Source organism: Sunxiuqinia elliptica, assembly GCF_900113005.1.
Classification (GTDB): domain Bacteria; phylum Bacteroidota; class Bacteroidia; order Bacteroidales; family Prolixibacteraceae; genus Sunxiuqinia; species Sunxiuqinia elliptica.
Genome location: NZ_FONW01000003.1, coordinates 175,450 through 201,686 on the forward strand (window position 1 = coordinate 175,450; position 26,237 = coordinate 201,686).

Consider the following 26,237-nt stretch of genomic DNA (forward strand, 5'->3'; position numbering starts at 1 on the left):
CATCATAATAATGAGACCAAACAAAAATATTCTAAGCTATTTCTTGATCCCACTATTTGTTGTGTGCTGTCATATGGAGAGCACGGCACAGGTTAAGTTCTTTGTTGCTCCTGACGGCAACGATCTAAAGCCGGGAACGAAGGAAGCACCTCTGGCAACACTAACGGGAGCCAGAGATGCAGTTCGCGCTTATAAACAAACAAACGCACTGCGCTCATCCATTGAAATTATTGTTCGAGCTGGCCATTATGAGATGACTGAACCTTTGGTGCTGCTACCAGAAGATGGTGGAACTTCTCAATTTCCCATCATTTATAAGGCAGAAGAAGGAAGTAAACCACAGTTTAGTGGAGGAAAAAAACTATCCGGATTTAAGGTCAATGATGAAGGAATCTGGGAAGCCAAAATTCCGGAGTGTTTGTACTATAACTGGCGATTTGATCAATTATATGTCAATGGGAAGCGAGCCGTTCTGGCCCGTACTCCAAACAACGGATTCTTGAAAATTGGTGGTGTAAAACAGAACATTTGGACTAGAGGTACAGGACGTGTGGCTGAAAAAGCCGAACAGGTACTTTCATTCGATGAGGCGAATTTTCTTTCGCTTCAAGGCATTACGGATGAAGAGATAGAAAATGTTCGCTTTAGGGCATACCATAAGTGGGATTTTACTTTGCGGTTTATTGATAAAATAGATAGGGATAGTGCTAGGATTTACACGTCGGGACAAGGGATGAAACCTTGGAATCCTTTATTTAAAGGAGGACGCATTGTTTTTGAAAACTATGCAGTTGCATTGGATGAAGCGGGAGAATGGTACCTGAATAAGGCTGGCATGCTCTATTATATACCTCGGATAGGAGAGACTCCTGAAAATACGGAGATCATCGCTCCAGTACTCGAAAATATTATCTCTGTTGTGGGTGATGCAAAAAACAATAAATTGGTGGAGAACATTCGTTTCGAGGGGCTTGCTTTTAGTCATTGTCATTATAGAATGCCCCGCACTGGTTCCGAACCGAACCAGGCTGCCGCTTTGATCAACGCTGCAATCATGCTTGAAGGGGCGAAGAATATCTCTTTCACCGATTGTGAAATTTCCCGAACCGGGCAACATGCCTTATGGTTCGGAAAGGGCTGCAGTTATAGTAAGGTGGAGCACTGCTACCTGAATGACTTAGGAGGAGGAGGCATTTACCTGGGAGATTTTGCTCCCCAAAAGGGCGATGAGCATACCCATAATATTCGCTTACATAACAACATCATCCAAACCGGAGGGCAGGAGTTTCCTTCTGCGGTTGGTGTATGGATTGGTCATAGTTCCGATAATGAGGTGTCCCATAACGACATCGGCAATTTTTATTACTCAGGAGTTTCTGTTGGCTGGATATGGGGATATGCTGAAAGTAATGCCAAGAGAAACCAAATCACGCACAATAATATCCATCACATTGGATGGGCGTTGCTAAGTGATATGGCTGCCGTTTATACACTGGGTAAATCAGAAGGAACAGTAATTAGCAACAATGTTGTTCACCATGTACATGCCTATTCGTATGGCGGCTGGGGACTTTATACCGATGAGGGATCTTCAGATATTGTCATGGAAAACAATTTGGTATACAGTACAAAAACGGGAGGATTTCATCAGCATTATGGCGAAAATAATATTATTCGAAACAATATTTTTGCTTTCGCTAAATTGTATCAGTTGCAATGTACCCGGGTAGAAGAACATCGTTCCTTCAACTTTGAGAGAAACATTGTTGTTTTCGATAAAGGTGTTGTTTTGCAAGGTGCCTGGAAGAAAATTGATATCCACATGGACAATAACCTCTATTGGAATACCACAGGAGATCACTATGTTTTTAATGGCGAATCCTTTGCTGACTGGCAAAAATCGGGACATGACGTCAACAGTATTATTGCAGATCCGTATTTCAAAGATGCTGATAAGTATAATTTCAAGCTACGAAATAAGCGTAATGTAAAAAACATTGGATTTAAGCCGTTTGATTATGAATTAGTTGGGGTTTATGGTAAGGCAGGATGGATTGAAAAAGCAAAACTACCGGCTGCTGTTACCAAGGCGTTTGATCAGGAAGTTGACCAGAATATGAAGGAAAAATAGTACAGAAATTTTTATAGAGAGTTCTGGCTGCTATTTATTGGCTAGTTCAAACTATTATTAGGCATTGTAAAGTAGATGTTGCAAGTTGAGGGGAGGGATTTTTAGAGTTGATGCATTCAAGTGCGCTTTCAATATAGGGAGTTTAAAATCTATTTTGCTTGATCCATTAGCTGCTTCAAGTTTATTTTCTAGTTTTTAACTCCATGTGTTTTTGGAGCAAATGATTAAAGCGTTTTGTTTAATTATTCCAGCTGTGGAGTTTTGTGTTTTTGGTATTCTGAAGCAGAGATCCCAAATTGTTGTTTGAAACATTTTGCAAAATAGGAAGGATTGGTAAAGCCAACTCCATACAAAATTTCTGAGATAGTGTAATCTGTGCTTTTTAGCAGTTGTGCAGCTCTTTTTAGACGAATCATGCGAATGAATTTGGTGGTACTCATTCCTGTGAGGTTCTTTATTTTCCTATACAGACTATCCGGGCTGATTCCGAGAGCTTTTCCCATATGTTCAGCGGTATAGTCGTGATTGGATATATTCTGTTCGATTAAGGCGATCGTTTTTCGTAGGAATTGTTCATCCAGGGAAGTTGGTGAAATATTGGAAGGTTCCAAATTCAGTGTTTTTATTTTTTGCTGGAGTCTTTCCCGTTGCGCAATTAGGTTGTTTATTCTTGTCTTTACCAATTCAATACTGAAAGGCTTTCCAATGTAGTCATCAGCTCCTTTTTCGTAACCTTCTATTATTGATTCAGTTGCTGTTTTGGCGGTTAATAATATGATTGGAATGTGAGATGTTTTAAGCTCCGACTTGATCTGTTTGCAAAATTCAATTCCATCGATGCCAGGCATCATTATGTCGCAAACAATGAGTGATATGTCATTCTTGAGAAGATAAGTGAATCCTTCGCGGGCATTATCAAAATCGATAATATTGAAATATTTGGTCAGGCTCTCTTTAAGGTAAAAGCGCATATCATCGTTATCGTCAATAATAAGAATTCTATGTCTATTCGATGAGGAAGTATCAACTTTTTCTTCGATGCTTGAATCTTTACCAGGCGTGTTATCTCGAAATTTCAAATCACGAATATCGGTGGAACTGTAGTGAGCCTTCCCTTTCTGAAATTCAATTGCAAAGGAGCTGCCTTTTCCCGGCTGACTTTCTACACTCAAGGAACCTTTGTGAAGTTCAACCATTGTTTTTACAAGCGACAGTCCGATTCCGGAGCCGCCTGAAGTATTAGAATAAGATGATTGATAAAATCGGTCAAAAATCTGGGGAAGGTCTTTAGATTCAATTCCGATTCCATTATCTGCTACGGTGATGCGAATGGCGGTCTGATTTTCTTCGATTGATAGTTGTATGCTTCCTTTAGGGGGCGTAAATCGGATTGCATTTGAGATGAGGTTGAAGAGAATTTTTTGAAGTAAATTTTCATCAGCCCAAAGTTTTGTGTTTTGACTCTCAGTAAAAAACTTTAAAGTGATGTTTTTTCTATTGGCTTCCCCTTCAAACTGTCCCAATATTTGTAATATGAATTCATTCAGGTTAAGCTCTATCACCTTTAACGTGATCTTTTCTTTTTCCATTTTTCTGAAATCAAGCACTTCGTTGACCATATTCAGAAGCAGGTTGGCATTCTTTTGCATTAGGGTAAGCTGGCGGTAACGGGGCGTTTTAGCTTGTTCATCTTGCAACATACTTTCAAGTGGACCTAGTATTAAGGTTAAAGGGGTTCTTATTTCATGAGAAATATTTGTAAAGAAAGATAACTTAAGTTCATTGAGTTGATCTTTTTGCTCTTGCTTTATTTTTTCAATGTGCAAGGCTTGTTTGATGTCGATTCGTGCTTTTATTATTCTATAGATGATAAAACCAATCAGCATTACGATCAATGAATAACCGGTATAGGCCATATCCGTCCTCCACCAGGGAGGAAGAATTTTTATTTTTAGATGGCGAATCTTAGGATTCCAGGTATTGTCTTTATTGGCAGTTTTAACTTTTAACGTATACTCACCAGGAGAGAGGTTTGTATAGCTTATTGATGTCGCAGCACCTGTTTTCTGATTCCAGGATCTTTCAAAATTCTCTAGTTTATAGTATAGTTGATTCTTATGTTGTGATGAATAGGATAAGGCTGTAGTGTTAATTGTAAATACGTTGCAAGAGTAGGGAAGCGTAAGCTGTTCTGTATAATTTATAGCTTTAGTAAGAGGAGTTGTCCCTTCTATTTTTTCGCCAGGCTTTATCGTTGTATTGAAAATTTTTAATTCAGAAAAAATGATTTCGGGGTAGAATGGATCCTTTTTTAGTTGAGAAGGGTAAAACGAAAAGATTCCTTTATTGGATCCAGTAATCATTTCATTTGTTTTTGTATCAAAGAAAAGGGTGTAAAAACAAGTTTCGGTAAGAAATTCCTGTTTTTCGCCACTTGCAATATGATAGCTGATTAACCCGTGATATGAGGCAATCCAGATGTTACCTTTATGATCTTCAGTAAATGCGGAGGCAATATTGTTTGGGGTGTGGGTAAAGAGCTTGAATGAATCTAATTGCGTATTGTAACATTTAATAACCCCATTTTCTTGTCCAATCCACAGGGTTTGTTGTGAATCCAAGTAAAGACTCCTTATTGGTATCTGCTTTTCATGTGGGAGTTTTATGGATTGAATGGATTTCATATCAACGATATTTCCCCTATCATCTGTTTTCGCTTTAAACAATCCCTTTGTTAGACTTCCAATCCATAAAACGTTGTTTTTATCTGGTATAATTGCTCGAATTTCTACATTTTTTAATCCAGAATCCAGAGCGGTTTGTTTGAAGAAAGGATGCTGTTTTATGGTGTTGTCATTATTCTTTAAATTAATGCTGAATAGTCCATGAGTTACCGTGCCAATCCATAAAACTCCATGTTCATCCTCTACGATTTGATAAATTCGATCTTCCTTTAGTAAAGATGAATCAAGCTGTTGTGAGAATTCAGGATTCATATGGGGATAGGAGAACGCTTTTAATCCATTCCCCCAAGTTCCCACCCAAAGAATCTTTCGGTTTTTATCGAAGTATAAATCTGAAACGGAGTTTATAGTCTTTGTTTTGAGTTGTTCGCTAAAATACGGCTGATCTTTTTCAAATTTACAAAGGCCACTGCCATGTGTTCCAAGCCAGTATTCTCCAGCTGCTTTTTCTGCAATCGCCCATATCATATTTTCCGATAAGTTGTTTGCTTTCCCTTTGTTTCGAATAGTAATAAATTGCTGATCGTGTAGGTTTAACAGATTAACACCTCCATTCCAGGTTCCAATCCATAAATTATTGTGTCGATCTGTATATAGAGAAAGTATTTTATTTACATTAAGCGTGTTTGAGTTTGTTGGAATATTTTTGTAATGGCTTATTTCTGGTTCCTTGTTTCTGAAGTTAAGAGCGTACAGTCCATCTTCTTGGGTGCCGACCCAGAGGGTTCCAAATTTATCCTTACAAATGGCCCTGATAATATTGTTTGAGAGTGTGGGATTAGACGGTTTTTGGAGATAAACATTACTCTTCATTGTTTTGAAATGAAAGATATTTAACCCAGCTTGAGTCCCAATGAACAATGAATTGCCGAATCGTTTAATCGTCCAAATGTTTTGAGAGGAGAGCGGTATTTCAGACTTTGATAGTTTCGAAAATTGAGTATCAATTTTTGTCATTTCAAGTAGCCCGTTAAATCTTGTTCCGAGCCATATTTGCTGTTGAGAAGAACAAATTGAATTGATTTCGTAGTCTTCGCTTCCAGGATATTTTTTGCATGCAACACTTTCCTGAATTTTTAATTCTAAAACATCTTTTATTTCAATTGAAAAGAGCCCCCTGTTTAGTGTTCCAATCCAAAGCTTGCCTTGCTGATCGTCATGTAAGGAGATAATTGGGAGATTTAGGGAGTCCGAATTTAATAAAAGAGGCAGTGGGGTAATGCGTTCCGTTTCTTTGTCAAAAAGGAAAAGTCCGCTATCCAACGTGCCAAATAAAATTTTCCCGGTAGATATAGGAATTATTGCTTTGACTTTACTTCCGAAACCTGAAGTTTTTACTAAACTATAATTCTGTATTGAATTGCCATCGTATAGATTAATTTCATTCGCTCCAAAATAGAGTAATCCTTCTCTATCCTGCGCAATACAGTCAATATTGTCAAGCGATAACCCTTCTTTGGTTGTTATTTTCTTGAACTTATATTCAGAAAAGCATGTGATTGGAATAGTAATGAGAAGAAGAAGAGCAACTTGCTTCATAATATGAATCACTTAGTTATTCGTGGTTGGTCGTCACAAATTTATTCAATAATGTTAATATTTCAGCCAGTTTCCGATATAGGTAAAGAGATTTCCGGTTTTGTTATAGTGGTCACGGATACGGAATAATGATTGCCTGATATGTGATACCTGTTTGAGCATGACTAGCCTAACTTTCACTGATAATATTTAAACTAAAACTTTATGAAAAAAATGACGAAATGGGCACTCCTGTTCTCGCTGCTTTTTTGGAGCGGAATCGGCTTAACTCATGCCCAGCAAAAAACGATTAACGGGACAGTTACCGATAACGACAAGAATCCGCTTCCCGGAGTCAATGTGGTGGAGAAAAGTACCATGAATGGTGTTATCACTGACGTGGATGGGCACTATTCTCTGGCAGTGAGTTCAGGGAAAGCCACCCTTGTTTTTTCTTTTATTGGCATGACAGCAGAAGAGGTAAACGTAGGTGATAAGACTACGATTAATGTTATGATGGAACCTGATGTGATTGGTCTGGAGGAAGTTGTTGCTATTGGGTATGGATCTAGCAAAAAGCAGGCAGTTACAGGATCTGTCTCTAAAGCTAACTTGGAAGCTTACCGTGAGGTTCCGGTTAATAATGTTTTAGAAACCGTAAAAGGTATTGTTCCTGGGCTTAATGTAGGAGGAACTAACAGGGCTGGTCAGGTTGCAGGGCTTAGCGTTCGCGGCCAAAACTCAACGGGAGGGAATAGTCCATTAATAGTTCTTGATGGTGCTATTTATGGCGGATCAATTGGAGATATCTCTTCTGATGATATTGAAAGTTTGACAGTATTAAAAGATGCAAGTGCAGCTGCTGTGTACGGATCTCGCTCTGCCAACGGTGTTATTTTAATTGAAACTAAAAGCGGACGTGGAATTAATGGTAAGCCTAAATTTGACATCAAGTTGAGTTACGGGATAAGTAATGAGCTTGAACGTTTGGAAGTGTATGATGCTGACGGGTATATTCAGAGACTATTGGATATTAGGGCAGCTAACGGCTTAGAAACTGATCCCAATAACATTCCCCTTTATTTACAGGATGAAGAGCAGAAAAACTATGAAGCTACACCTGATCACAGGCCAACCTTGACCGATCCTTACGAAATGTTCAGACAAAATGCATACAATGTAAGGGCTAATGTGAGTGTTTCAAACAGTACTGAGAATAGTTCTTACTATATTTCAGCTACGATGACCGACCAAAAAGGGGTCGTTTTAAATGACAGTTATAAGAATTTCACGGGAAGGGTTAATATTAGCAGCGATTTAACTGATTGGTTCAACCTGGGAGTTAAAAGTTCATACAGTGTTCGAGATTTTTCAGGTGATTCTCCTAGTATTTATCGAGCCACTCACTTTAGCCCGTGGGCAACGGTGTTTAATGAAGATGGCAGTTACAAGCAATTCCCACAAACTACTACCTCATTTAACAGCCCTTTTTGGGAAATTGCGACTGTCGATCATGATTTACAGAATAATCTAAACGGAATCGTAACCGGTAAAATTAGTGTGCCAGGTGTTAAGGGGTTATCTTATACGATCAATTATTCTAATTCATTACGTTGGAATGAAAGAAATTATTTTTACAATGAGAATACCATCAACGGAAAAGGAAAAAACGGCATAGGGCAGCGTTCGTACAGTCGTTCTGTCAGTACTTTGTTTGATAACATTGTAAAATACAACCGGACTTTTGCAGAGAAGCACAATGTAGACGTGACCTTGCTTTATTCGCGCGAGAAATATGTATATGAGAGCATGGCCGCATATGCCGAAGATTTTGACAATACCATATTATTGGATTATAAGCTGGAAGATGGGAAAACCCAAACAGCTTCAACCGGAGGTGGCGAGAGTTTTGCAATTGGGCAAATGGCAAGGGCAACATATACTTTTAACAATAAATATTCGCTAACAGGGACGGTTCGTCGCGACGGATACTCGGCATTCAGCAAAAACAATAAATGGGGCATATTTTCATCAGCCGGTTTTAACTGGAATATCTCGAAAGAGCACTTTATTGAAAATATAGACGCAATTAATGACCTGGCACTTCGAGTGTCTTATGGTTCAAATGGCAACCAGTCTATCGGTCTTTATCAAACCCTGGCTAAAGTAGGTACCAGTAAGTATCTCTTTGCTGGAGATCCTTCTTATACCGTAACTCAGTCAATTTCGTCTTTTGCACTTAACGATCTGGGGTGGGAGACAACAACCGGATTAAACCTTGGACTTGATTTTGGAATTATCAACCACCGTATTAATGGTTCTGTTGACCTTTATAAAACAAAAACCTCAGACTTGTTATTTCCCCTGTCATTGCCAAGAGCCTCAGGAAAAAGCAGTATTACTTCAAATCTAGGAGAAATTCAAAATCGTGGTATTGAAATTAATTTACATACTTTGAATTTACAAAAACAGGATTTTGAATGGACATCTGATTTCGCATTTTCATTAAACCGGAACAAAGTGGCTACGATCTATGGAGAGGACAATGACGGTGATGGCATTGAAGATGATCTAATTAGTTCAGGATATTTCATTGGAGAACCATTAGGAACCATTTATACTTATAAAGTTATTGGAATTTACCAACAGGAAGACATGGACAACGGTACCATTATGGATGGGATGCGACCGGGAGACTATAAACTGGAAGATATAAATGAAGATGGTAAAATTACTTCTGATCAAGACCGCCAGTTTCTTGGAACGAGTAAAGAAAATTTCAGGTGGAGCTGGACCAATACCTTCAGGTATAAGAACTTTAGCTTAATGGCCTATCTCTATTCGATCTGGGGAGGGAATGGGTATTTTCTATCAGGAAATAATACCCCATATTATGATGGTTATGCCAACAGGGCTGATTTGAATCATCCGGTTTACGATTATTGGACACCGACCAATACCGGTGCCATGTTTCCACGCCCCGATTATAGCAGCAACGCAGCATACCGTGGAACAAAATATTTCGACCGAAGCTTCATTAAACTGCAAAAGGTTTCATTAAGTTATAACTTGACCGATATGGTTAAGCCTTGGGGGATTCAGGGAATGCGTGCAACTGTAAGTGCTGACAACCTGTTTACCTATGCACCTCATTGGGAAGGGCTGGATCCGGAAACCGGACAAGGATTAACTGATAGTGCTACACCTTCTATCCGGACCTATTTATTTTCACTATCATTTAATTTCTAAAAATTCTAAAAATGAAAAGATTAAAATATTATATATTAATTCTGTGCCTTACTGTTACCAGCATATCCTGTGACCATGATGAGATGTTAAATGAAGTTCCAAAAGATTTTTTAAGTCCCGAGAATTCATTTACCACTAAAGCTGGTTTCGAGTCGGCATTGGCTCACATTTATTTAAGCATCAGGGACAACTTTTACGCAACTACTGATAGTTATAGCAACTTTGATATGCTGGGAATGGATGTGGATATTGCATCGGCATACAATCCATCTCCATCCTCGTTTACAGAGATGTTTCAATGGGGAACATTTAATGCCGACAATGGATATGCTAGCAGATGGTGGAACCGTTGCTACGACTATGCTTTTAAGGCCAACGTCATTATTGGTAGAGCAGAAAGTGACGTCGTGAAGTGGGCATCTGAAGCTGAGAAAAATGCCATTATTGGAGAAGCCAGATTTCTAAGGGCTTTTGCTTACCGCTTTTTAGCTAATATGTATGGTGGAGTTCCCCTGGTCCTGGAAGAGACATCGGGGCCAAAATTTGATTATCAACGTGCATCACAAGAGCAGGTCTATCAGCAATGTAAAGACGATCTGTTATTTGCAACCCAGTGGATGTTAACTGTTGATAAGGTTAAAGGCGGGCGGGCACCACGTGCAGCGGCTTATCACCTTTTATCTGAAATTCTTATTCAGATGGGCGACTACCAGGGAGCAATTGATGCGGCTTCAGTAGTTATTGACGATCCTGCCTATTCGTTAATGACCGAACGTTTCGGTAAATACAAGGACTTTCAGTTTAACGGTTATGACCATCAAGGTGAAAACGAACCTTGGGGTGATGTTTACTGGGATTTGTTCCGGGATGGAAACTTCAACCGGGTTGAAGGTAATAAGGAGTGTATCTGGAATGTACAGTTTGATGTGGACATTCTTGGTGGAGGAAATGTTGGTCAGTGGGGAGGTAACTTCGTACTCGAAAGATGGTGGGGGCCATTGTACTGGAACCTCAAAGACAAAAACGGCGTGAGCAATTTCCTGAAAGATACCCTGTGTGGGAGACCCGTAGGGCGCGGTACAGCAACAGAGTACCTGGATCAGCTGGTATGGCAGTTCAAAGGCGATTTTGATCGTGACATCCGGAACTCAAAATACAATATTCAGCGAACTTTTTACTGGACCAATCCAAACAGTAAATTTTACGGACAGGAAATCACTCCGGAAAACTTAGGTACTGCTTCTGATTATAACAAATCAAGGATAAGCCCAAGTTTAAAGAAGAATGTAACAGTTATTCATTATGGACAGTTTCAGGATGCTACCAGCAAAGAATGGCACGATAACGGACGTATCTACAAAGACTGGTATATCATGCGATTAGCCGAAACTTTTTTATTAAGGGCAGAAGCATATCACTTAAAGGGTGAAAATCAAAAAGCTGCCGACGATATCAATGTTGTAAGAAATCGGGCACAGGCAACTCCTGTAAATTCGGGAGATGTCAATATTGACCTTATTCTTGATGAACGGGCTCGTGAGTTGCATGTTGAAGAGTATCGTTTGAATACCTTGTTGAGAATGGGGAAACTTGTTGATTACCTGATGAAATATAACGAATCGGTAATCTATAATGGGTACTCATTAGGTAATCATTTCAATAAATTTCCAATTCCTAATTCGGAGATTGAAGCCAATAAGGAAAATCTTCTGGAACAGAATCCGGGATATTAATAGGTCGTTATACTTAATAATTAAAAAAAGATGTCCTGCTGTGTGCTGATGCAGCAGGACATCTTATCTTTAAGGTAGGTTTTACGAGAGCTAGCCCACTGGGTTAAAATGGAACGATAAAGACAAGTTTTATTATGAGGAAAAAAAGAGAAGTATTTTGGACATTGATGGTAATAGTTGCCATGCTTGTTGTGAATAGTTCATGTCAAACAAGAGAGGTTCAAATTTTTGTGGCCACAGATGGCGACAACAGTCATGGTGATGGGAGTGTTGAGTATCCATTTGCCACGCTTGAACAGGCCAGGGATGAGATTAGAAAACAGAAAAGAGACGGAACAACACAAAAAGCATTTCATGTAATTCTAAGGGAGGGGACTTATTTTCGAAACTCTTCTTTTTTATTGGATGAAAACGATTCGGGAACAGAAGATCATCCAATTGTATATTCCTCTTATAAAAACGAAAAAGTGATTATTCATGGCGGAATCGAAATTCCTTTGGAAAAGAAAAATAAGTTAGTTTCTTCAGATATACTCTTGCGACTTGCGGCTGAAGCCCGTGATAAGGTTGTGGAAATAGACCTTCGTGCGCTGGGGATTAGCGATTATGGAACAATGCGCCCGGTTGGATTTGCAAGGCCTTTTGGTCCTGCGTGGCCCGAGCTTTTTGTAAACGGTGAACCATATTCAATTGCCCGTTGGCCCAATGATTCTACCATGATAATGGGAAAAGTTATTGACCGGGGATCAGTTCCGCGCGATGGGGATCTTTCAAACCGGGGAGGAAAATTTGCATTTGAAACCGATCGGCCTTTAAAGTGGCAATCTCACGAAGACATCTGGATATCTGGATACTTCAGAAGAGGTTGGGCAGAAGATGCGGTTGAACTGGCAGAAATAGATACCGTAAATAAAATCTTCAGTACGAAACAGCCTTCGCTTTATGGATTTGAGTCGGGGCACAAGTTTAGCAGGTGGTTTGTGTACAATATTTTGGAAGAGGTAGATAAACCGGGCGAATATTACCTCGATCGTAAAATGGGAAAACTATACTTCTATCCCCACGAGGAGCTTGAATCCATTGAAATTTCGATGCTGGAAACACCTTTGGTTAGTATAAAAGGGGCTTCCAATGTGCAGCTTGAAGGAATAGATTTTGAGTGCTCAAGGGGAATGGGAATTTATATGGAATGCACCAATAATAACCTGATAACAGATTGTACGTTCAAAAATCTGGGTATCGTAGGTGTTTGTATGGGAAAAGGAATTGAACCTTTTAAAGAACTACGTCATGAAGGAACAGGAGAAGCTGCTTCCGAAAAAATAGGTAGCTACCTTCAGCATATTTACGAAGATCCGGTGTTTAACCGCGAGGCCGGACAAAATAATGGTGTAGTAAATTGTACGATTTATAATACCGGGGCAGGAGGTATTCATTTAAGCGGGGGAGACCGTTTAACGCTGGAGCCGGGTAACAATTATGTTGAAAATTGTATCATTCACGATTTTAACCGCATTGAAAAATCGTACCGTGCCGGAATTGATATCAGTGGGGTTGGAAACCGAATTGCCAATTGCGAAATGTACAATGCTCCAAGTATGGCAATCCTGTTACACGGTAACGACCACAGAATAGAATACAACGAAATCCACCATGTTTGCCATGAAGTTCACGACCAGGGAGCACTTTATTATGGTCGCGATCCATCCGAACAAGGGCATAAAGTGTATTATAACTTTTTTCATCACCTGAACAGTATTCATGCCACATCGGCCGTGTACCACGATGATGGTGCCTGCGGAATGGAGGTTTACGGAAATATCTTTTATAAACCCGGAAGCATCCCTGTACTTATTGGAGGGGGGCACGATAATCCTTATACCAATAATATTTTTATCGATGCCGAGTTGGGAATTCACGTAGATAACCGCAATCAGAACTGGTCGAAGAATGTGATTGAAAAAGGCGGACTTTACGAGCAACGCCTGAACCTTGTCAAATATAACGAGCCACCTTATAGCACGAAATATCCTCAACTGGCAAAATATTGGGAGGATGATCCATCGCTCCCTAAACGTAATCCGGTTTCAAAAAACATATTTTACAAGGTAAAAACGCCAACCAGGTATAATAACGATTGGTTGCCTTTTATGGATGATAATTGGGTGACAGATGAAAATCCAGGTTTTGTGAATGAAGAAGAGATGAATTTTGAACTGAAGGAGAATGCCAAAGCGTTTGAAGCCATTCCCGGTTTCGAAGCTATTCCATTTGACAAAATCGGAGTAAAAAAATAAATACAATGCAAAAACATTATAAAATTCTTATTGCTGTTTGGGCGGCGTTTTTTGTGATACAAGTATCTGCACAGGAAAGTCAAAAGCAGGATGACCAGTTTGCCAAAATAGGCAATATGGATGTAGCTGTCCGTACACATTTGTTGAAAGAAAATCCTCCTAAAGATTTGCCGGCGAAGTATTTACCGGCAAGTAACGAGAAGGGAGTTTCTTTTAAGCCTTTCGATTTAATGGACACCCGGGAAGAGCTGGAAGCCGAATTGGTTCGGATGCGCGAGGAATATAAACCGTTTCTGGAAAACCATGCCCCGGCAATAGCCAAAACAAGGGACAGGATTTATCTTACAAATGCACTTTGGCGAATAGAAACAGCAGAAGACAAACAAAATTTCGATAATGTGTTGGAGGGGAAAGGACAATGGACTGAAGTTCAACTACCTCATTTTGGGGGACCATTGGGCCGGGCCGTAACCTATTATCTCAAAGAGATAGATATTACCAAAGAGATGATGGATAAAGGTTCGTTGTTTATCTGTTTCAAAGCGGTCGACTACATAGCCAATGTTTTTATAAACGGGCATTATCTCGGTTCGCACGAAGGATTTTTTGCCCCCTTCGAATTCAATTTTACACCTTATGCAAAGGAGGGGAAAAATACCCTTGTTGTTCAGGTTAAAAACGATTATACAACCACCGGAGGAACCAGCGAAGAAGGTGAACGTGTAAAAGGCGATAAAATATTTGGTGCAACAAATTTGGGATACGATGATCCTTATAATGGATGGCACCACAGCCCTGCAGGAATGGGGATTTACCAGGATTGTTACGTTGAAGCACGTGCCCCTTTGCATATCCATGATATTTTTGTGAGACCGCTTTTAGATACCCGGGAAGCAGAAGTTTGGTTGGAAGTAAATAATTACTTCAATTATACTAAAGCTGTAAAATTTAAATTATCGGTTTACGGTCAGAATTTTGAAGAAACGATTGTTGAAGACCAGGAATACATTCCATCTACGGTTCATATTCCCGGAGTTGGCGATTTGGCTAAACCCACTGATTGGCAAGCCAATAAACTTGCGCTGGGATATGGGGTAAATTTCCTTAAAACCAGGGTGAAAATACCAAATCCAAAATTGTGGGATAATACAACACCCTGGCTCTACCAGATCCAATTGAAAATGTATAACGAAGACGATGAGTTAACCGATGTGCAGACGCAGCAATTCGGAATGCGTTCCTTTACAATGGATACTGTTTCTGTACCCAAAGGAATGATGTATTTGAATGGCGAAAAAATTCGTCTTCGCGGCGCCAATACAATGGGTTTTATGCAACAGGATGTTTTTCGTAAAGATTGGGATCAGTTGATTGACGATATTTTGCTGGCAAAAATATGTAATATGAATTACTACCGCTTAACCCAGCGCCCTGTGCAGCCAGAGATTTACGAATATTGCGACAAATTGGGAATGATGACCCAGACCGACCTGCCTTTATTTGGTGGTTTGCGCCCAAATAAGTGGGCCGAAGCAGTAAAGCAGGCCGAAGAAATGGAGCGTCTGGTAAGGAGCCATCCGTGTAATATAATGGTAACCTACATTAACGAACGTTTCCCAAATGCCGAAGGTGTCCCTCAGCGAAGTATGAGTACCTATGAAGAATATGCTCGTTTATTTACTGCCTGCGATCAGGCCGTACATATGGCAAATCCCGACAGGGTGATAAAAGCGGCAGACGGTGATTATGATCCGCCATCGCCCGGATTACCTGATAACCACTGCTACAATGCATGGTATAACGGGCATGGATTGGGGCTTGGAGAATTACATCAGGGGCATTGGATAGCTACAAAACCCGATTGGTATTTTGCTTGTGGGGAATTTGGCGCTGAAGGTTTGGATCCTGAAAATGTAATGCGAAAATATTACCCCAAAGAATGGTTGCCTCAAAACAAAGAGGAGGAAAAGAACTGGAATCCGGGTAAGATTGCAAAGGCACAAACCCAAAAGTTTCATTACCTGTGGTTTAATACCCAAAATACAATGCCCGATTGGATAGAAGTCAGCCAAGAGCACCAGGCCTGGGCAACTAAAATCCTAACAGAATCATTCCGGAGAAATCCGAATATGGTATCCTTTGCCATACACTTGTTTATTGATGCATGGCCTGCCGGATGGATGAAAACAATCATGGACGTGGACAGGCAACCCAAAAAAGCATTCTTTACATATCGGGATGCTTTGGAGCCACTGATGGCAAACCTGAGAACCGACCGTTATGATTTTACCAGTGGAGAAGAAATAATAACAGAAGCCTGGATTTGCAACGACCTGAACCATTCGCCGGATAATTATACACTTAAGTATCAGTTTGAGAAAAACGGAAGAATTATTTTTGCCAATAAGATAACTCCGCATATACCTGTGAACAGTTCCGGTTTTCTAGGCTACATTAAATTTCCGGCACCAAAAGTTTCAAAGCGGACAGGATATGTTTTAAGGCTGGGATTATTTGATGAACAAGGAAATGAAGTTAGCCAGTCCACTCTTGATCTGGAGGTATTTCCAAAACAGAATACGCCTTCAGGTAATATTTTTGTTAGCTCTGATGAAGGAGAAGTGATCGGGATCCTGGATGAGCTTGGAATAACAGCCCAAAAATCATTGGAGCAGGCCTCGGTAATACTGATTGATGACTTCAGCTGGTACAAACAAAATAAATCGAGTGTTGAAGAATTAGTTCGATCAGGAAAAAGAGCCATATTTCTGGATTTGGAGGTCGGTTCTTATATGCTTGCCGAAAGTAAATTAACTGTGGAAAATACCATTATGGGCGAATATTATTTTGTGTCGCCGGCAACGGGGCATAAAATGGTTAATTGGGCCAAGCCAATGGATTTTAGGTTTTGGTACAATAGCGAGAAAGAATGTGTCCGTCCATTCATAAATAAAGTTTTTAAAGCTGAAGATTGGACTCCTATATTGCTTACAGGGCGAACCAGCTGGGGAGCAGATCTTGGACCGCTCCTGGCAGTGGCCGAAAAGAAATATGGAAAGGGTTGTTATGTGGTTTGTCAGTTGAAACTAAATAACAGGATTAATGCAAATCCGGTTGCCCGAAAATTCGCTGAAAAATTATTGAATATTAGATAATTACTACAAAATGAAACTTACATTATTTATTACTCTTTCCTTTTTAACAATTCTATTTTCTTGTAATACAAAAGATATTAAGGTAACAAGCCCTTCGAACTTACTGGAAGTAAAAATTGTGAACAGCGAAGAAGGCTTACTACTGGAACTGAGCAAATCCAATCAATCCCTTATGCATATTGATTTGGGAAAATTTGCCCTTGATAAAGGAATTATTGGCAATACTTATCAGATTGAAGATGTACAGTACACATCGAAAGATGAAACCTGGAAGCCTGTTTATGGCGAAAGAAATTCGGTACGAAACCATTATAACGAGCTTGAACTTGTGCTAAAAGATAAAACTTCCGGTAAGTTCGTCAGGATAATTTGCAGGCTTTATGATGAAGGTGTTGCATTTCGTTACTTTTTCGATCAAACAACTTTTGACAATGCGGTTGTGGAGAAGGAACTCACTTCATTTAATTTGAATGGAGATTATGAAGCATGGGTAACAACCAATGCCCAGGGATATTACGAAAAGAAACACATTAGCCAAATCGAAGAAGCATGTGAACGCCCGTTTGTTATCCGGCAAAATGAACAATCTTATCTGGCAATAGGAGAAGCTGCACTGGTTGACTTTGCACGTATGAAATTAAAGTGCAATTCGGGAAAGGAAAATTCATTACAAACGGAATTGACAGGAACTGTTGATTTGAAAGGAGCGGATTATAAAACTCCCTGGAGGTATGTAATGGTAGCTGAAAACCCCGGAGAATTGCTCGAAAACAATTATTTTGTTTTGAACCTGAATGAGCCAAACAAAATTAAAGATACTTCGTGGATTAAGCCCGGAAAAGTGATTCGCGAGGTAACCCTGACTACAAAGGGTGGAATGGCTTGTGTTGACTTTGCAGCCAAACACAACTTGCAGTATGTTGAATTTGATGCCGGCTGGTACGGCAATGAATACGACGATACATCGGATGCAACGACTGTTACTGTCGATCCCAAACGGTCGCCGGGACCACTTGATCTGCAGTATGTAATCAACTACGCAAAAGAAAAAGGTGTCGGTGTAATTTTGTATGTAAACCGTCGTGCATTGGAAAAACAATTGGATGAAATACTTCCCTTATACAAAAGTTGGGATATTGCAGGGTTAAAATACGGATTTGTGAATGTGGGCCCGCAAACATGGACAAGCTGGGTGCACGATGCTGTCCGAAAAGCTGCTGATTATCAGTTGATGGTCGACGTTCACGATGAGTATCGCCCTACTGGTTACTCTCGTACCTTCCCGAACCTGATAACCCAGGAAGGTATTCGTGGCGACGAAGAGAGTCCTTCTACCGAGCATACCTTGATTACCCTCTTTACCCGTATGATTGCCGGTGCAGGAGACAATACGAACTGCTTTTTGGCTCCTCGGGTATCTGAAAAAATGGGTGGAAAGGCCGGGCAAATGGCAAAAGCTATCATGCTTTACAGTCCGTGGCAATTTGTCTATTGGTACGATCGTCCCGAAGGATCACCCCATAAAAAGGGGGGAGCCGGCTCAGCTGAAGGGATAATTGAAGAAAGTGAAGAACTTGGTTTTTATGATGCTCTGCCCACCGTGTGGGATGAAACAAAAGTATTGGAAGGTGAGATTGGTGAATATGCAACCGTTGTCAGAAGAACCGGAGAGGATTGGTTTGTTGGATCGTTAACAGCTAATAAGGCTCGTTCGCTTGAAATTTCATTCTCCTTCTTGGATGAGGGGAAAGCTTATGAAGCAACCATCTTCTCACAAGATGCAAGTGGCTTGGAGGATAATAAAGTGACTCTGGAGACACTTGCAGTAAATCAAAAAACGATCTTTTCGAGAACTTTGGTAGAAAACTCAGGTTTGGCCGTGATCATCAGAAAAAAATAAAAACCGTTTAGTTATGCGTTATTTACTTTTATCAATTTGCTTCGTTATTATTACAACAAGTAGTTTGTTTAGTCAGACCGATGAGCAGCTTGGATTACATTCCGAAGGAGGCCCCTGGAAGTTTTATCCGGCAAAAGAGAAAAAAGATAGTCTGAAAAATGTTTTACTGATTGGCGATTCGGTAATGAATGGCTTTCATCAAAGTGTAATCGACAGCCTTAAAAAGTTAGCTAATGTTGATTGCTGGTTAACTCCAATGCACTTAAAAAGCGAACATCTTTTTAGCGATTTAGCAAAGGTCGTTTCGTCTAATGATTACGATGTCATTCAATTTAATATTGGTCTGCATGGTTGGCCGGAAGGACGGATTGAAGATAATGAATATGTTCCGCTGCTTGAAAAGTATGTTCAAACCCTAATTGATAATGCAAAAGGTGCAAAGTTGATTTGGGCAAGTACAACACCAGTTACCGACCAAGATAAGGCTGAGCTAAACAAGGAAATCAATCCTACCATTACCGAAAGAAATGAATGGGCAGCCGGTGTGATGAAAAAATACAATATCCCGGTAAACGATTTGTACGGGTTGGTTGAGGATAAACTGCATCTGGCAAAATTGGACAGGTTTCACTGGAAATCCGAAGGCTATCATTTAATGGCAAATCAATCGGTTAAAACCATTATTTGCGAATTAATTAAAGCGCAATTAGTCAATGCGATAGATGATTGCAATGTCATTTGGGATTCACCATCAAAAAACTCATTGGGTTCCATGCCGGCCGGTAATGGCGATATCGGGATTAATCTTTGGGTAGAAGAAAACGGAGATTTGCTGTTTTTCCTTTCAAAAACCGATGCCTGGAGTGAAAATGCCAGGTTGTTGAAACTCGGAAAAGTAAGACTGTCGCTTTCGCCCAACCCTTTTAATACGGGAGAACCTTTTTCACAGGAATTAATTTTGAAAGATGGGGTAATACATATTGAAGCCGGCAAAGCAGAAGAAAAGGTATCCATTGATATTTGGGTGGATGCCAATCATCCGGTAGTAGAACTTGACGTTAAAAGTCAGAAAAAGATTACCGCCTCAGTAACAACAGAACCATGGAGGCTGGAACAAAGAGAGATCTCAGATAATGTAGAAATACACTCTGCTTATGGATTAGAAACAGTTCTTGTTGAGAAAGATACTATTTTTGAGAAAGACCAGGGAAATATTATATGGGCGCACAGAAATGAACGTTCGATATGGAAAAATAACCTGACCATGCAGGGATTGGAGGGATACCTAAAAATGGGTAAAGACCCCTTGTTATATAATACTTTCGGCGGTTTAATACATTCAAATAATCTGCAAAAAACAACACCGGCAAGATTAGAATCAAAAGAAGCAATCACAGAATTCTCCGTATCGGTATTTGCATTAACCGCTCAAACTAAAAGTCTGAATAAATGGGAAAAAGAGATCAATAATATTGCCAGAAAAGTAACATCCGAATCCCGCGAAAAACGATTGAAAGCCCATGCTAACTGGTGGCAGTCATTTTGGAACAGGAGCCACATTTTTGTGAACACATCAAACAAGACAGAAAAAGAAAGAGTTGCCAATGTTTCAAAAAATTACAATTTGCAACGTTACATGAATGCCTGTTCGGGAAGAGGGAATTCGCCGATAAAATTCAATGGTTCTATTTTTACGGTGGACACCAAAAATCTGGATAACAGATTTGCAGGTTTTGATGCAGATTTCCGGCAGTGGGGAGGACCCTACTGGTGGCAAAATACAAGGTTGCCCTATTGGTCGATGCTGGAAGCCGGCGACTTTGACTTGATGAAGCCTCTGTTTAAAATGTACCGAGATGTGCTGGATATTCGAAAATTTGCTACAAAAACTTACTACGGACACGATGGTGCTTTTTATATCGAGACAATGCGGCACTGGGGAACATTTGCCGAGTCAAACTACGGATACGACAGGCCTGACGGCTTGCCACTTGGAACCACCGTCAATAGGTTTATACGCTATTACTGGCAAAGCGGATTGGAATTTTCTCTCATGGCATTGGACTATTATGCGTTTACGAAAGATGAAAAAACATTAAAAGAACTTATCCTTCCAGTGGTCACAGAGGTGATGACATTTTTTGATCAGCACTGGGAACGGGATGAAAATGGTAAAATATTGTTTGACCCGGCAATGGCACTGGAAACCTACAATACGGCTGTAAATCCATTACCCGAAATCATTGGAATAAATAAGGTTTGTTCTGAGTTATTAAAGTTGCCGGAATCTGTAATTACTGATAAACAACGAAAACAATACAACAGATTAATTACCGAATTGCCCGAAATACCTATGCGGAAAGTGGAAGGGAAGGTGTTACTGGCACCGGCTCAGGAATACAGAGGTAAGCAAAATGTGGAGAATCCGGAACTGTATGCAATTTTCCCATATCGGGCCTATGGCATCGGGAAACCTGATTTGGAGATGGCTCGCAATACATTTGAAAACAGAGCAGTAAGAGAGACTGGCGGGTGGCAACAAAATGCAATTAAAGCGGCATATTTAGGATTAAAAGAGGAAGCTGCAACGTTGACAACGACCAATTTTAATACGAGCAATAAGGCTTATCGATTTCCAGCCATGTGGGGACCTAATTACGACTGGACCCCTGACCAGGATCATGGCTCAGTTGCCATGATAGCTTTACAGCGTATGTTGTTGCAGTACGATTGGGACAGAATCTATTTATTGCCGGCATGGCCTAAAGAGTGGAATGTGCAGTTTAAATTATGCGCTCCTCGGAATACCGTAGTTGAAGGAGTGATTCGAAATGGTAAAATTGAGAGACTTGAAGTAACTCCGTCTTCTCGAAAAAAGGATTTGATTATTGGTTGGGAGTAATCTGAGGTAGGAGAATTTGAGTATTTACTTTTTAAAGTCATTAATTATAAACCTGAACAGAATTTAATTAAACCTAAAGAAAATAATTATGAGATTCGTTTTTTTTGTTGGCCTGGCTATGCTGTCGTTTTTGGTGCAAGCCAAAGATTATAACCTTCTATCACCTGATGGCCATGTCAAAATATTGATCTCGTTAAACGAAGGAAAGCCAGCATACACAGTAGTTGTTGGTGATAAAACGCCTATTCAAAATGCCGCATTGGGTTTAAAACTGAATCCTGCCTATCATGGCGTGTTCAACGTTGTCAACACTCAAAAGCAAGAAGTGGATGAAACTTATGAAATAACTTGGTGGAAAAACCGGCTGATTCGAAATCAGTATAATGGAATGACACTATTTCTGGAAGAGGCAGGAGGAAATCGCAAGCGGTTAGCGATTGAGTTTAGATCCTATAATGATGGGATTGCTTTTCGGTATGCTTTCCCGGAACAGAAAAATTTGAAGGAGTTTGTCATCGAAGAAGATCTTTCGGAGTTTGCCTTTACCGATGACTACACTTGGTGGTCGGCCAATGGTGAACGTGATAATTTGGGGCCTCTCTCAATTAATGCTGCTAAAGATCCAGTATTTGCTCCCATGGTGCTCGAATGTGCCAATGATTTGTACCTTGGTATTCATGAAGCAGCGATTTATGACTTTGCGAATTTTAAAATCAAGCCAGCAGGCAAAGCCAATGCTTTTCAATGCGACTTACAAGGACCTTCCAACGCAAAAACGGGCATGCATACCTCGTGGCGTGTGATCATGATTGGTCAGCAGCCTGGCGATTTGGTCGAGAGCAACTTACTTCAAAACCTGAATCCGCCCTGCAAAATAGAAGATACGTCGTGGATAAAACCGGGTTTGACGATGTGGGATTGGCGTGTGTGGGGCTTTACCGCTCCCGATGGTTTTGTATATGGACTGAATACAGCTTCGCACAAACGGTTTATCGACTTTGCAGCAGAAAATAATGTCGATTATCTCTTGATGGACGCCGATTGGTATGGTCCTGAGTTCAGTGAAAAATCGGATCCAACGCAATCGGCAGGAGAAATCGATATTGAAGAAAACTTTAGATATGCCAAAGCAAAGGGAGTCGGAATTATTTTATATCTCAATGATGTGGGGGCGAATAAGTTTGGCTTGGAGCGTGTGCTGAAGCAATTTCACGATTGGGGGGCTTCAGGCGTGAAGTATGGTTTTATGACAAGTACGGGGCAAGCAAAAGTTTTGCAAACTCGCCGGGTCGTTGAGCTTTGTGCGAAGTATAAATTGACGGTAAATTTTCATGATAATCCGATACCTCCAAATGGAGATGATCGTACCTGGCCCAATGTACTTACGCGCGAATATTGTCATAGTCAGGCCGATGCAAAATATTCCTATTATCCAGAGACTGCTGTTTCTGCGGCTTTTATTAATATGCTTGCAGGTCCGCTTGATATGTGTAGCGGATGGTATGGTTTTGAAGGGAATGAAGTTCGACCCAAAGTATTTCGTTTTATCCCGGGGACGGTGGCTGCCGAAAATGCGAAGTTAGTCGTATTCCATAGTGGCATATCGGTATTGGCCGATTCCCCAGAAAATTATAAGGAGAAAGCCGATCTCTTTGATTTTGTCATAAATCTGCCCAAGCGATATGATGAGTATAAAGTTATTGATGGCCACATGGAAAGCCATATTACGGTGGCGCGACGTGCGGGAGAGCATTGGTATCTTGGAAGCTTGACCACCCGTGAGCCAAGAACTTTGAGTCTGAAACTGGATTTTTTGAACCCTGGAGAAAAATACAAGGCTTTTTTATTTGAGGATGCTTCCGACACCCACTTTATAACCAACCGTGAAGCTTACCAGACAAGATTTCTTGAGGTGGATACCGAATCAACTTTAACCATAAAAGTAGCACCCGGTGGAGGGGCATCAGTTCGAATCGAACCGATTAACAAATAGTTTTCCACTAGGAACAAGGATCTAGAAATGAGAAAATTGATAGCATTGTTTTTCCTGAGCTCAACATTCTATTTAAGCGAGTATCGCATCTCCCAAGAAATCGCACATTTTATTTGTTTGGATTATCGACTATTTAGATAGTGTGAAAATAGTATTATAAAATAGTAGGATTATACTTGATTTGCAATTCGTATAGAAATAGCTTTGAATGCATAATGCTACAATGGCTGTGTATGATTTATATGGTTCATATATAGTGCTTTGATATTGATCTTGAATGCTCCTATTACTTAAGGTATCATTCAAGATGAATCAATAAAATAACACATTGTTTATATTTTTAGGCAAAAAATTAAACCGGATTATATCACTTATAAAATGAGAATTTAATACATGAAACAAAATATATTTAGTTTGGAAGGTAAAGTTGCTGTGGTCACTGGTGGAGGTGGCGTGTTGGGAGGCAATATCTGTAAAAGTCTAGTTCGTGCTGGTGTTAAAGTAGCTGTTTTGGATATTCGTCAAGAACAGTTGGATGCTCGCGTTGAAGAGTTGAAACAATTAGGAGGAGAAGTTGCAGGCTTTATTGGCAATGTGATGGATAAGGAAAACCTGGAACTGGCAAACAAGCAGATACTTGAAAAATGGGGACGAATTGATATTCTGGTGAACACAGCAGGAGGTAATATTCCAGGAGCAACCCTGGAGGAAGATCAGACTTTTTTCGACATGCAAATGGAAGATTTCAAAAAAGTGACTGACCTGAACATGAATGGATCAGTGCTTCCAAGTATGGTATTTGGCAAGTCCATGGCAAACCAGCAACGAGGAAGCATCATCAACATTTCATCGATGGCCACCTATTCAGCAATTACAAGGGTACCAGGCTACTCTGTTGCTAAAGCAGGAATCAACATATTTACCCAATGGCTGGCTTCAGAAATGGCACTGAAGTTTGGAGAGGGAATACGTGTAAATGCAATTGCTCCAGGCTTTTTTATTGGCGATCAGAACCGGCGTGTTTTGCTAAATGAAGACGGCTCATTGACCCAGAGAAGTGAAAAGGTCATCGCACGCACCCCAATGAAACGTTTTGGTAACCTCGATGAACTTAACGGAGCAGTGCAATTTTTGTGTTCCGATGCTGCCAGTTTTATTACAGGTGTAATACTGCCTGTCGATGGTGGCTTTTCCGCTTTCAGTGGAGTATAGCCCATAGGCTGGTTGGGAATTGGATAATCTTAAAATGTAAATAATTAAGAAATTATGCTGGAAAAAACATGGCGATGGTTTGGGGAGAATGATCCAATATCGCTAAGAGAAATTCGCCAAATTGGCGTGGAGGGAATTGTTACGGCCTTGCATCATATCCCCAATGGTGAAGTTTGGAGTTGCGAAGAAATTTTAAAGGTGAAAAAGAATATCGAACAGCATGGGATGCGTTGGTCGGTGGTGGAGAGTCTTCCTGTACATGAACAAATTAAATGGGGCGGACCATTACGAGATGGATTGATTGAAAACTATAGGCAAAGCTTGCTTAATTTGGGGCAGTGTGGTGTCGACACTGTTTGTTACAACTTCATGCCTGTCATCGATTGGATCAGAACGGACTTAAACCATCAGCTTGAAAATGGAGGGGAATCACTCTTTTTCGATTTTGTTGATTTTATTGTATTCGACCGCTTTATTCTCGACAGGGCAGCAGCCGAAGCCAGCTATCCTCCAGAGCTGGTAGAGCAAGCTCATATACGGGTACAACAAATGACCGATGCAGACAAAGATCGTTTGATCGATACCATCATTGTAAAAACTCAAGGTTTTATTGATGGTATTTCGGCTGACAATCCCCAGCAGGCAGTTAAATTGTTTAAAGAGTTACTCAAACAATATGAGGGAATTGATGAAAACAAACTCCGTATAAACCTAAAATACTTCCTGGATGCCATTATCCCAACGGCGGAGCAGACTGGAATAAAACTATGTATTCATCCGGATGACCCTCCAATGAAAGTACTCGGATTACCTCGGATTGTTAGCTCGCTGAGTGATATACAATGGATATTAAATGCTGTGGATCATCCTGCAAATGGCCTCACGTTTTGTGCGGGCTCATTGAGTGCGGGAGCACATAATGAATTGACGTCAATTATTGAAACTGTCGCAAACAGGGTATATTTCGTACATCTTAGAAGTACTGAACGATGCGAGGATGGAAATTTTTATGAGGCTGAACACTTAAAAGGAAGTGTTGATATGCCGGCGATTATGAAGACACTGCTGCAAGAGCAAAACCGTAGAAAATCAACAGGATTAACAAGCTGGAGAATTCCTATGCGCGTCGACCATGGACATAAACTTTTAACAGATTTTGACGGAGCCTACAACCCTGGTTATCCCTTAATCGGTCGTCTTAAGGGCTTAGCAGAGATTGATGGGTTACAACATGGTATTGCTGCTATGCTCAATTATGCAGAACGAAGCGTTTAGTTCCCTAATTTGGTCTAACACCCCATTGCGATTATTTAATGGGGTTATTTTCTCTCTTTATGCCAACGCTGGCCCGGGCCAAATTTTCGGGCGTACGCATGTTTTCCCCTTCGGTGAAGTAGGGGAAT

11 protein-coding genes are annotated in these 26,237 nt (G+C 40.3%); 10 read left to right on the forward strand and 1 reads right to left on the reverse strand.

Going from position 1 to position 26,237, the window contains the following annotated elements; all coding sequences use genetic code 11:
- The first annotated feature begins 10 nt into the window (after positions 1-10).
- Positions 11-2,131 (forward strand): right-handed parallel beta-helix repeat-containing protein, encoded by a 2,121-nt coding sequence (locus tag BM156_RS09115; RefSeq protein ID WP_093919549.1) that lies wholly within the window; start codon positions 11-13, stop codon positions 2,129-2,131.
- A gap of 242 nt (positions 2,132-2,373) precedes the next feature.
- On the opposite strand, the gene BM156_RS09120 is transcribed toward BM156_RS09115, so the two are convergent.
- The gene (locus tag BM156_RS09120; RefSeq protein ID WP_093919550.1) at positions 2,374-6,414 is read right to left on the reverse strand and encodes a two-component regulator propeller domain-containing protein; all 4,041 of its coding nucleotides are present in this window, start codon (positions 6,412-6,414) and stop codon (positions 2,374-2,376) included.
- Between the two features lie 204 nt (positions 6,415-6,618).
- Between BM156_RS09120 and BM156_RS09125 the strand changes: the two genes are divergently transcribed.
- The 9 genes from BM156_RS09125 (at position 6,619) to uxuA (ending at position 26,109) form a co-directional block, all read left to right on the forward strand.
- Positions 6,619-9,642, forward strand: a complete 3,024-nt coding sequence (locus BM156_RS09125; RefSeq protein ID WP_093919551.1) for a SusC/RagA family TonB-linked outer membrane protein — start codon at positions 6,619-6,621, stop codon at positions 9,640-9,642.
- Positions 9,643-9,653: 11 nt separating this feature from the next.
- Entirely contained in the window at positions 9,654-11,375 is a 1,722-nt protein-coding gene (locus tag BM156_RS09130; RefSeq protein WP_093919552.1) for a RagB/SusD family nutrient uptake outer membrane protein, read from the forward strand.
- 134 nt (positions 11,376-11,509) lie between these two features.
- Complete coding sequence (locus tag BM156_RS09135) at positions 11,510-13,672, forward strand: right-handed parallel beta-helix repeat-containing protein (protein ID WP_212733468.1); 2,163 nt, start codon at positions 11,510-11,512, stop codon at positions 13,670-13,672.
- A 5-nt stretch (positions 13,673-13,677) separates the two neighbouring features.
- Positions 13,678-16,827, forward strand: a complete 3,150-nt coding sequence (locus BM156_RS09140) for a glycoside hydrolase family 2 protein (protein WP_093919553.1) — start codon at positions 13,678-13,680, stop codon at positions 16,825-16,827.
- Between the two features lie 10 nt (positions 16,828-16,837).
- Entirely contained in the window at positions 16,838-18,727 is a 1,890-nt protein-coding gene (locus tag BM156_RS09145; protein ID WP_093919554.1) for a glycoside hydrolase family 97 protein, read from the forward strand.
- Positions 18,728-18,740: 13 nt separating this feature from the next.
- The gene (locus BM156_RS09150) at positions 18,741-21,629 is read left to right on the forward strand and encodes a DUF5703 domain-containing protein (protein WP_093919555.1); all 2,889 of its coding nucleotides are present in this window, start codon (positions 18,741-18,743) and stop codon (positions 21,627-21,629) included.
- Between the two features lie 88 nt (positions 21,630-21,717).
- Positions 21,718-23,622, forward strand: a complete 1,905-nt coding sequence (locus BM156_RS09155) for a glycoside hydrolase family 97 protein (protein ID WP_093919556.1) — start codon at positions 21,718-21,720, stop codon at positions 23,620-23,622.
- 393 nt (positions 23,623-24,015) lie between these two features.
- Positions 24,016-24,834, forward strand: coding sequence for an SDR family oxidoreductase (locus BM156_RS09160; RefSeq protein ID WP_093919557.1), 819 nt, complete (start codon positions 24,016-24,018; stop codon positions 24,832-24,834).
- Positions 24,835-24,888: 54 nt separating this feature from the next.
- Positions 24,889-26,109 carry a mannonate dehydratase gene (gene uxuA, locus BM156_RS09165; RefSeq protein ID WP_244525729.1) on the forward strand — a complete coding sequence of 407 codons (1,221 nt, stop codon included), beginning with the start codon at positions 24,889-24,891 and terminating at the stop codon, positions 26,107-26,109.
- The last annotated feature ends 128 nt before the right edge of the window (positions 26,110-26,237 follow it).

Bases quoted from the DNA above. Each gene is read 5' to 3' on its own strand.
- BM156_RS09115 (WP_093919549.1), top strand. From the start codon at position 11: ATGAGACCAAACAAAAATATTCTAAGCTATTTCTTGATCCCACTATTT.
- BM156_RS09120 (WP_093919550.1), bottom strand. From the start codon at position 6,414: ATGAAGCAAGTTGCTCTTCTTCTTCTCATTACTATTCCAATCACATGC.
- BM156_RS09125 (WP_093919551.1), top strand. From the start codon at position 6,619: ATGAAAAAAATGACGAAATGGGCACTCCTGTTCTCGCTGCTTTTTTGG.
- BM156_RS09130 (WP_093919552.1), top strand. From the start codon at position 9,654: ATGAAAAGATTAAAATATTATATATTAATTCTGTGCCTTACTGTTACC.
- BM156_RS09135 (WP_212733468.1), top strand. From the start codon at position 11,510: ATGAGGAAAAAAAGAGAAGTATTTTGGACATTGATGGTAATAGTTGCC.
- BM156_RS09140 (WP_093919553.1), top strand. From the start codon at position 13,678: ATGCAAAAACATTATAAAATTCTTATTGCTGTTTGGGCGGCGTTTTTT.
- BM156_RS09145 (WP_093919554.1), top strand. From the start codon at position 16,838: ATGAAACTTACATTATTTATTACTCTTTCCTTTTTAACAATTCTATTT.
- BM156_RS09150 (WP_093919555.1), top strand. From the start codon at position 18,741: ATGCGTTATTTACTTTTATCAATTTGCTTCGTTATTATTACAACAAGT.
- BM156_RS09155 (WP_093919556.1), top strand. From the start codon at position 21,718: ATGAGATTCGTTTTTTTTGTTGGCCTGGCTATGCTGTCGTTTTTGGTG.
- BM156_RS09160 (WP_093919557.1), top strand. From the start codon at position 24,016: ATGAAACAAAATATATTTAGTTTGGAAGGTAAAGTTGCTGTGGTCACT.
- uxuA (WP_244525729.1), top strand. From the start codon at position 24,889: ATGCTGGAAAAAACATGGCGATGGTTTGGGGAGAATGATCCAATATCG.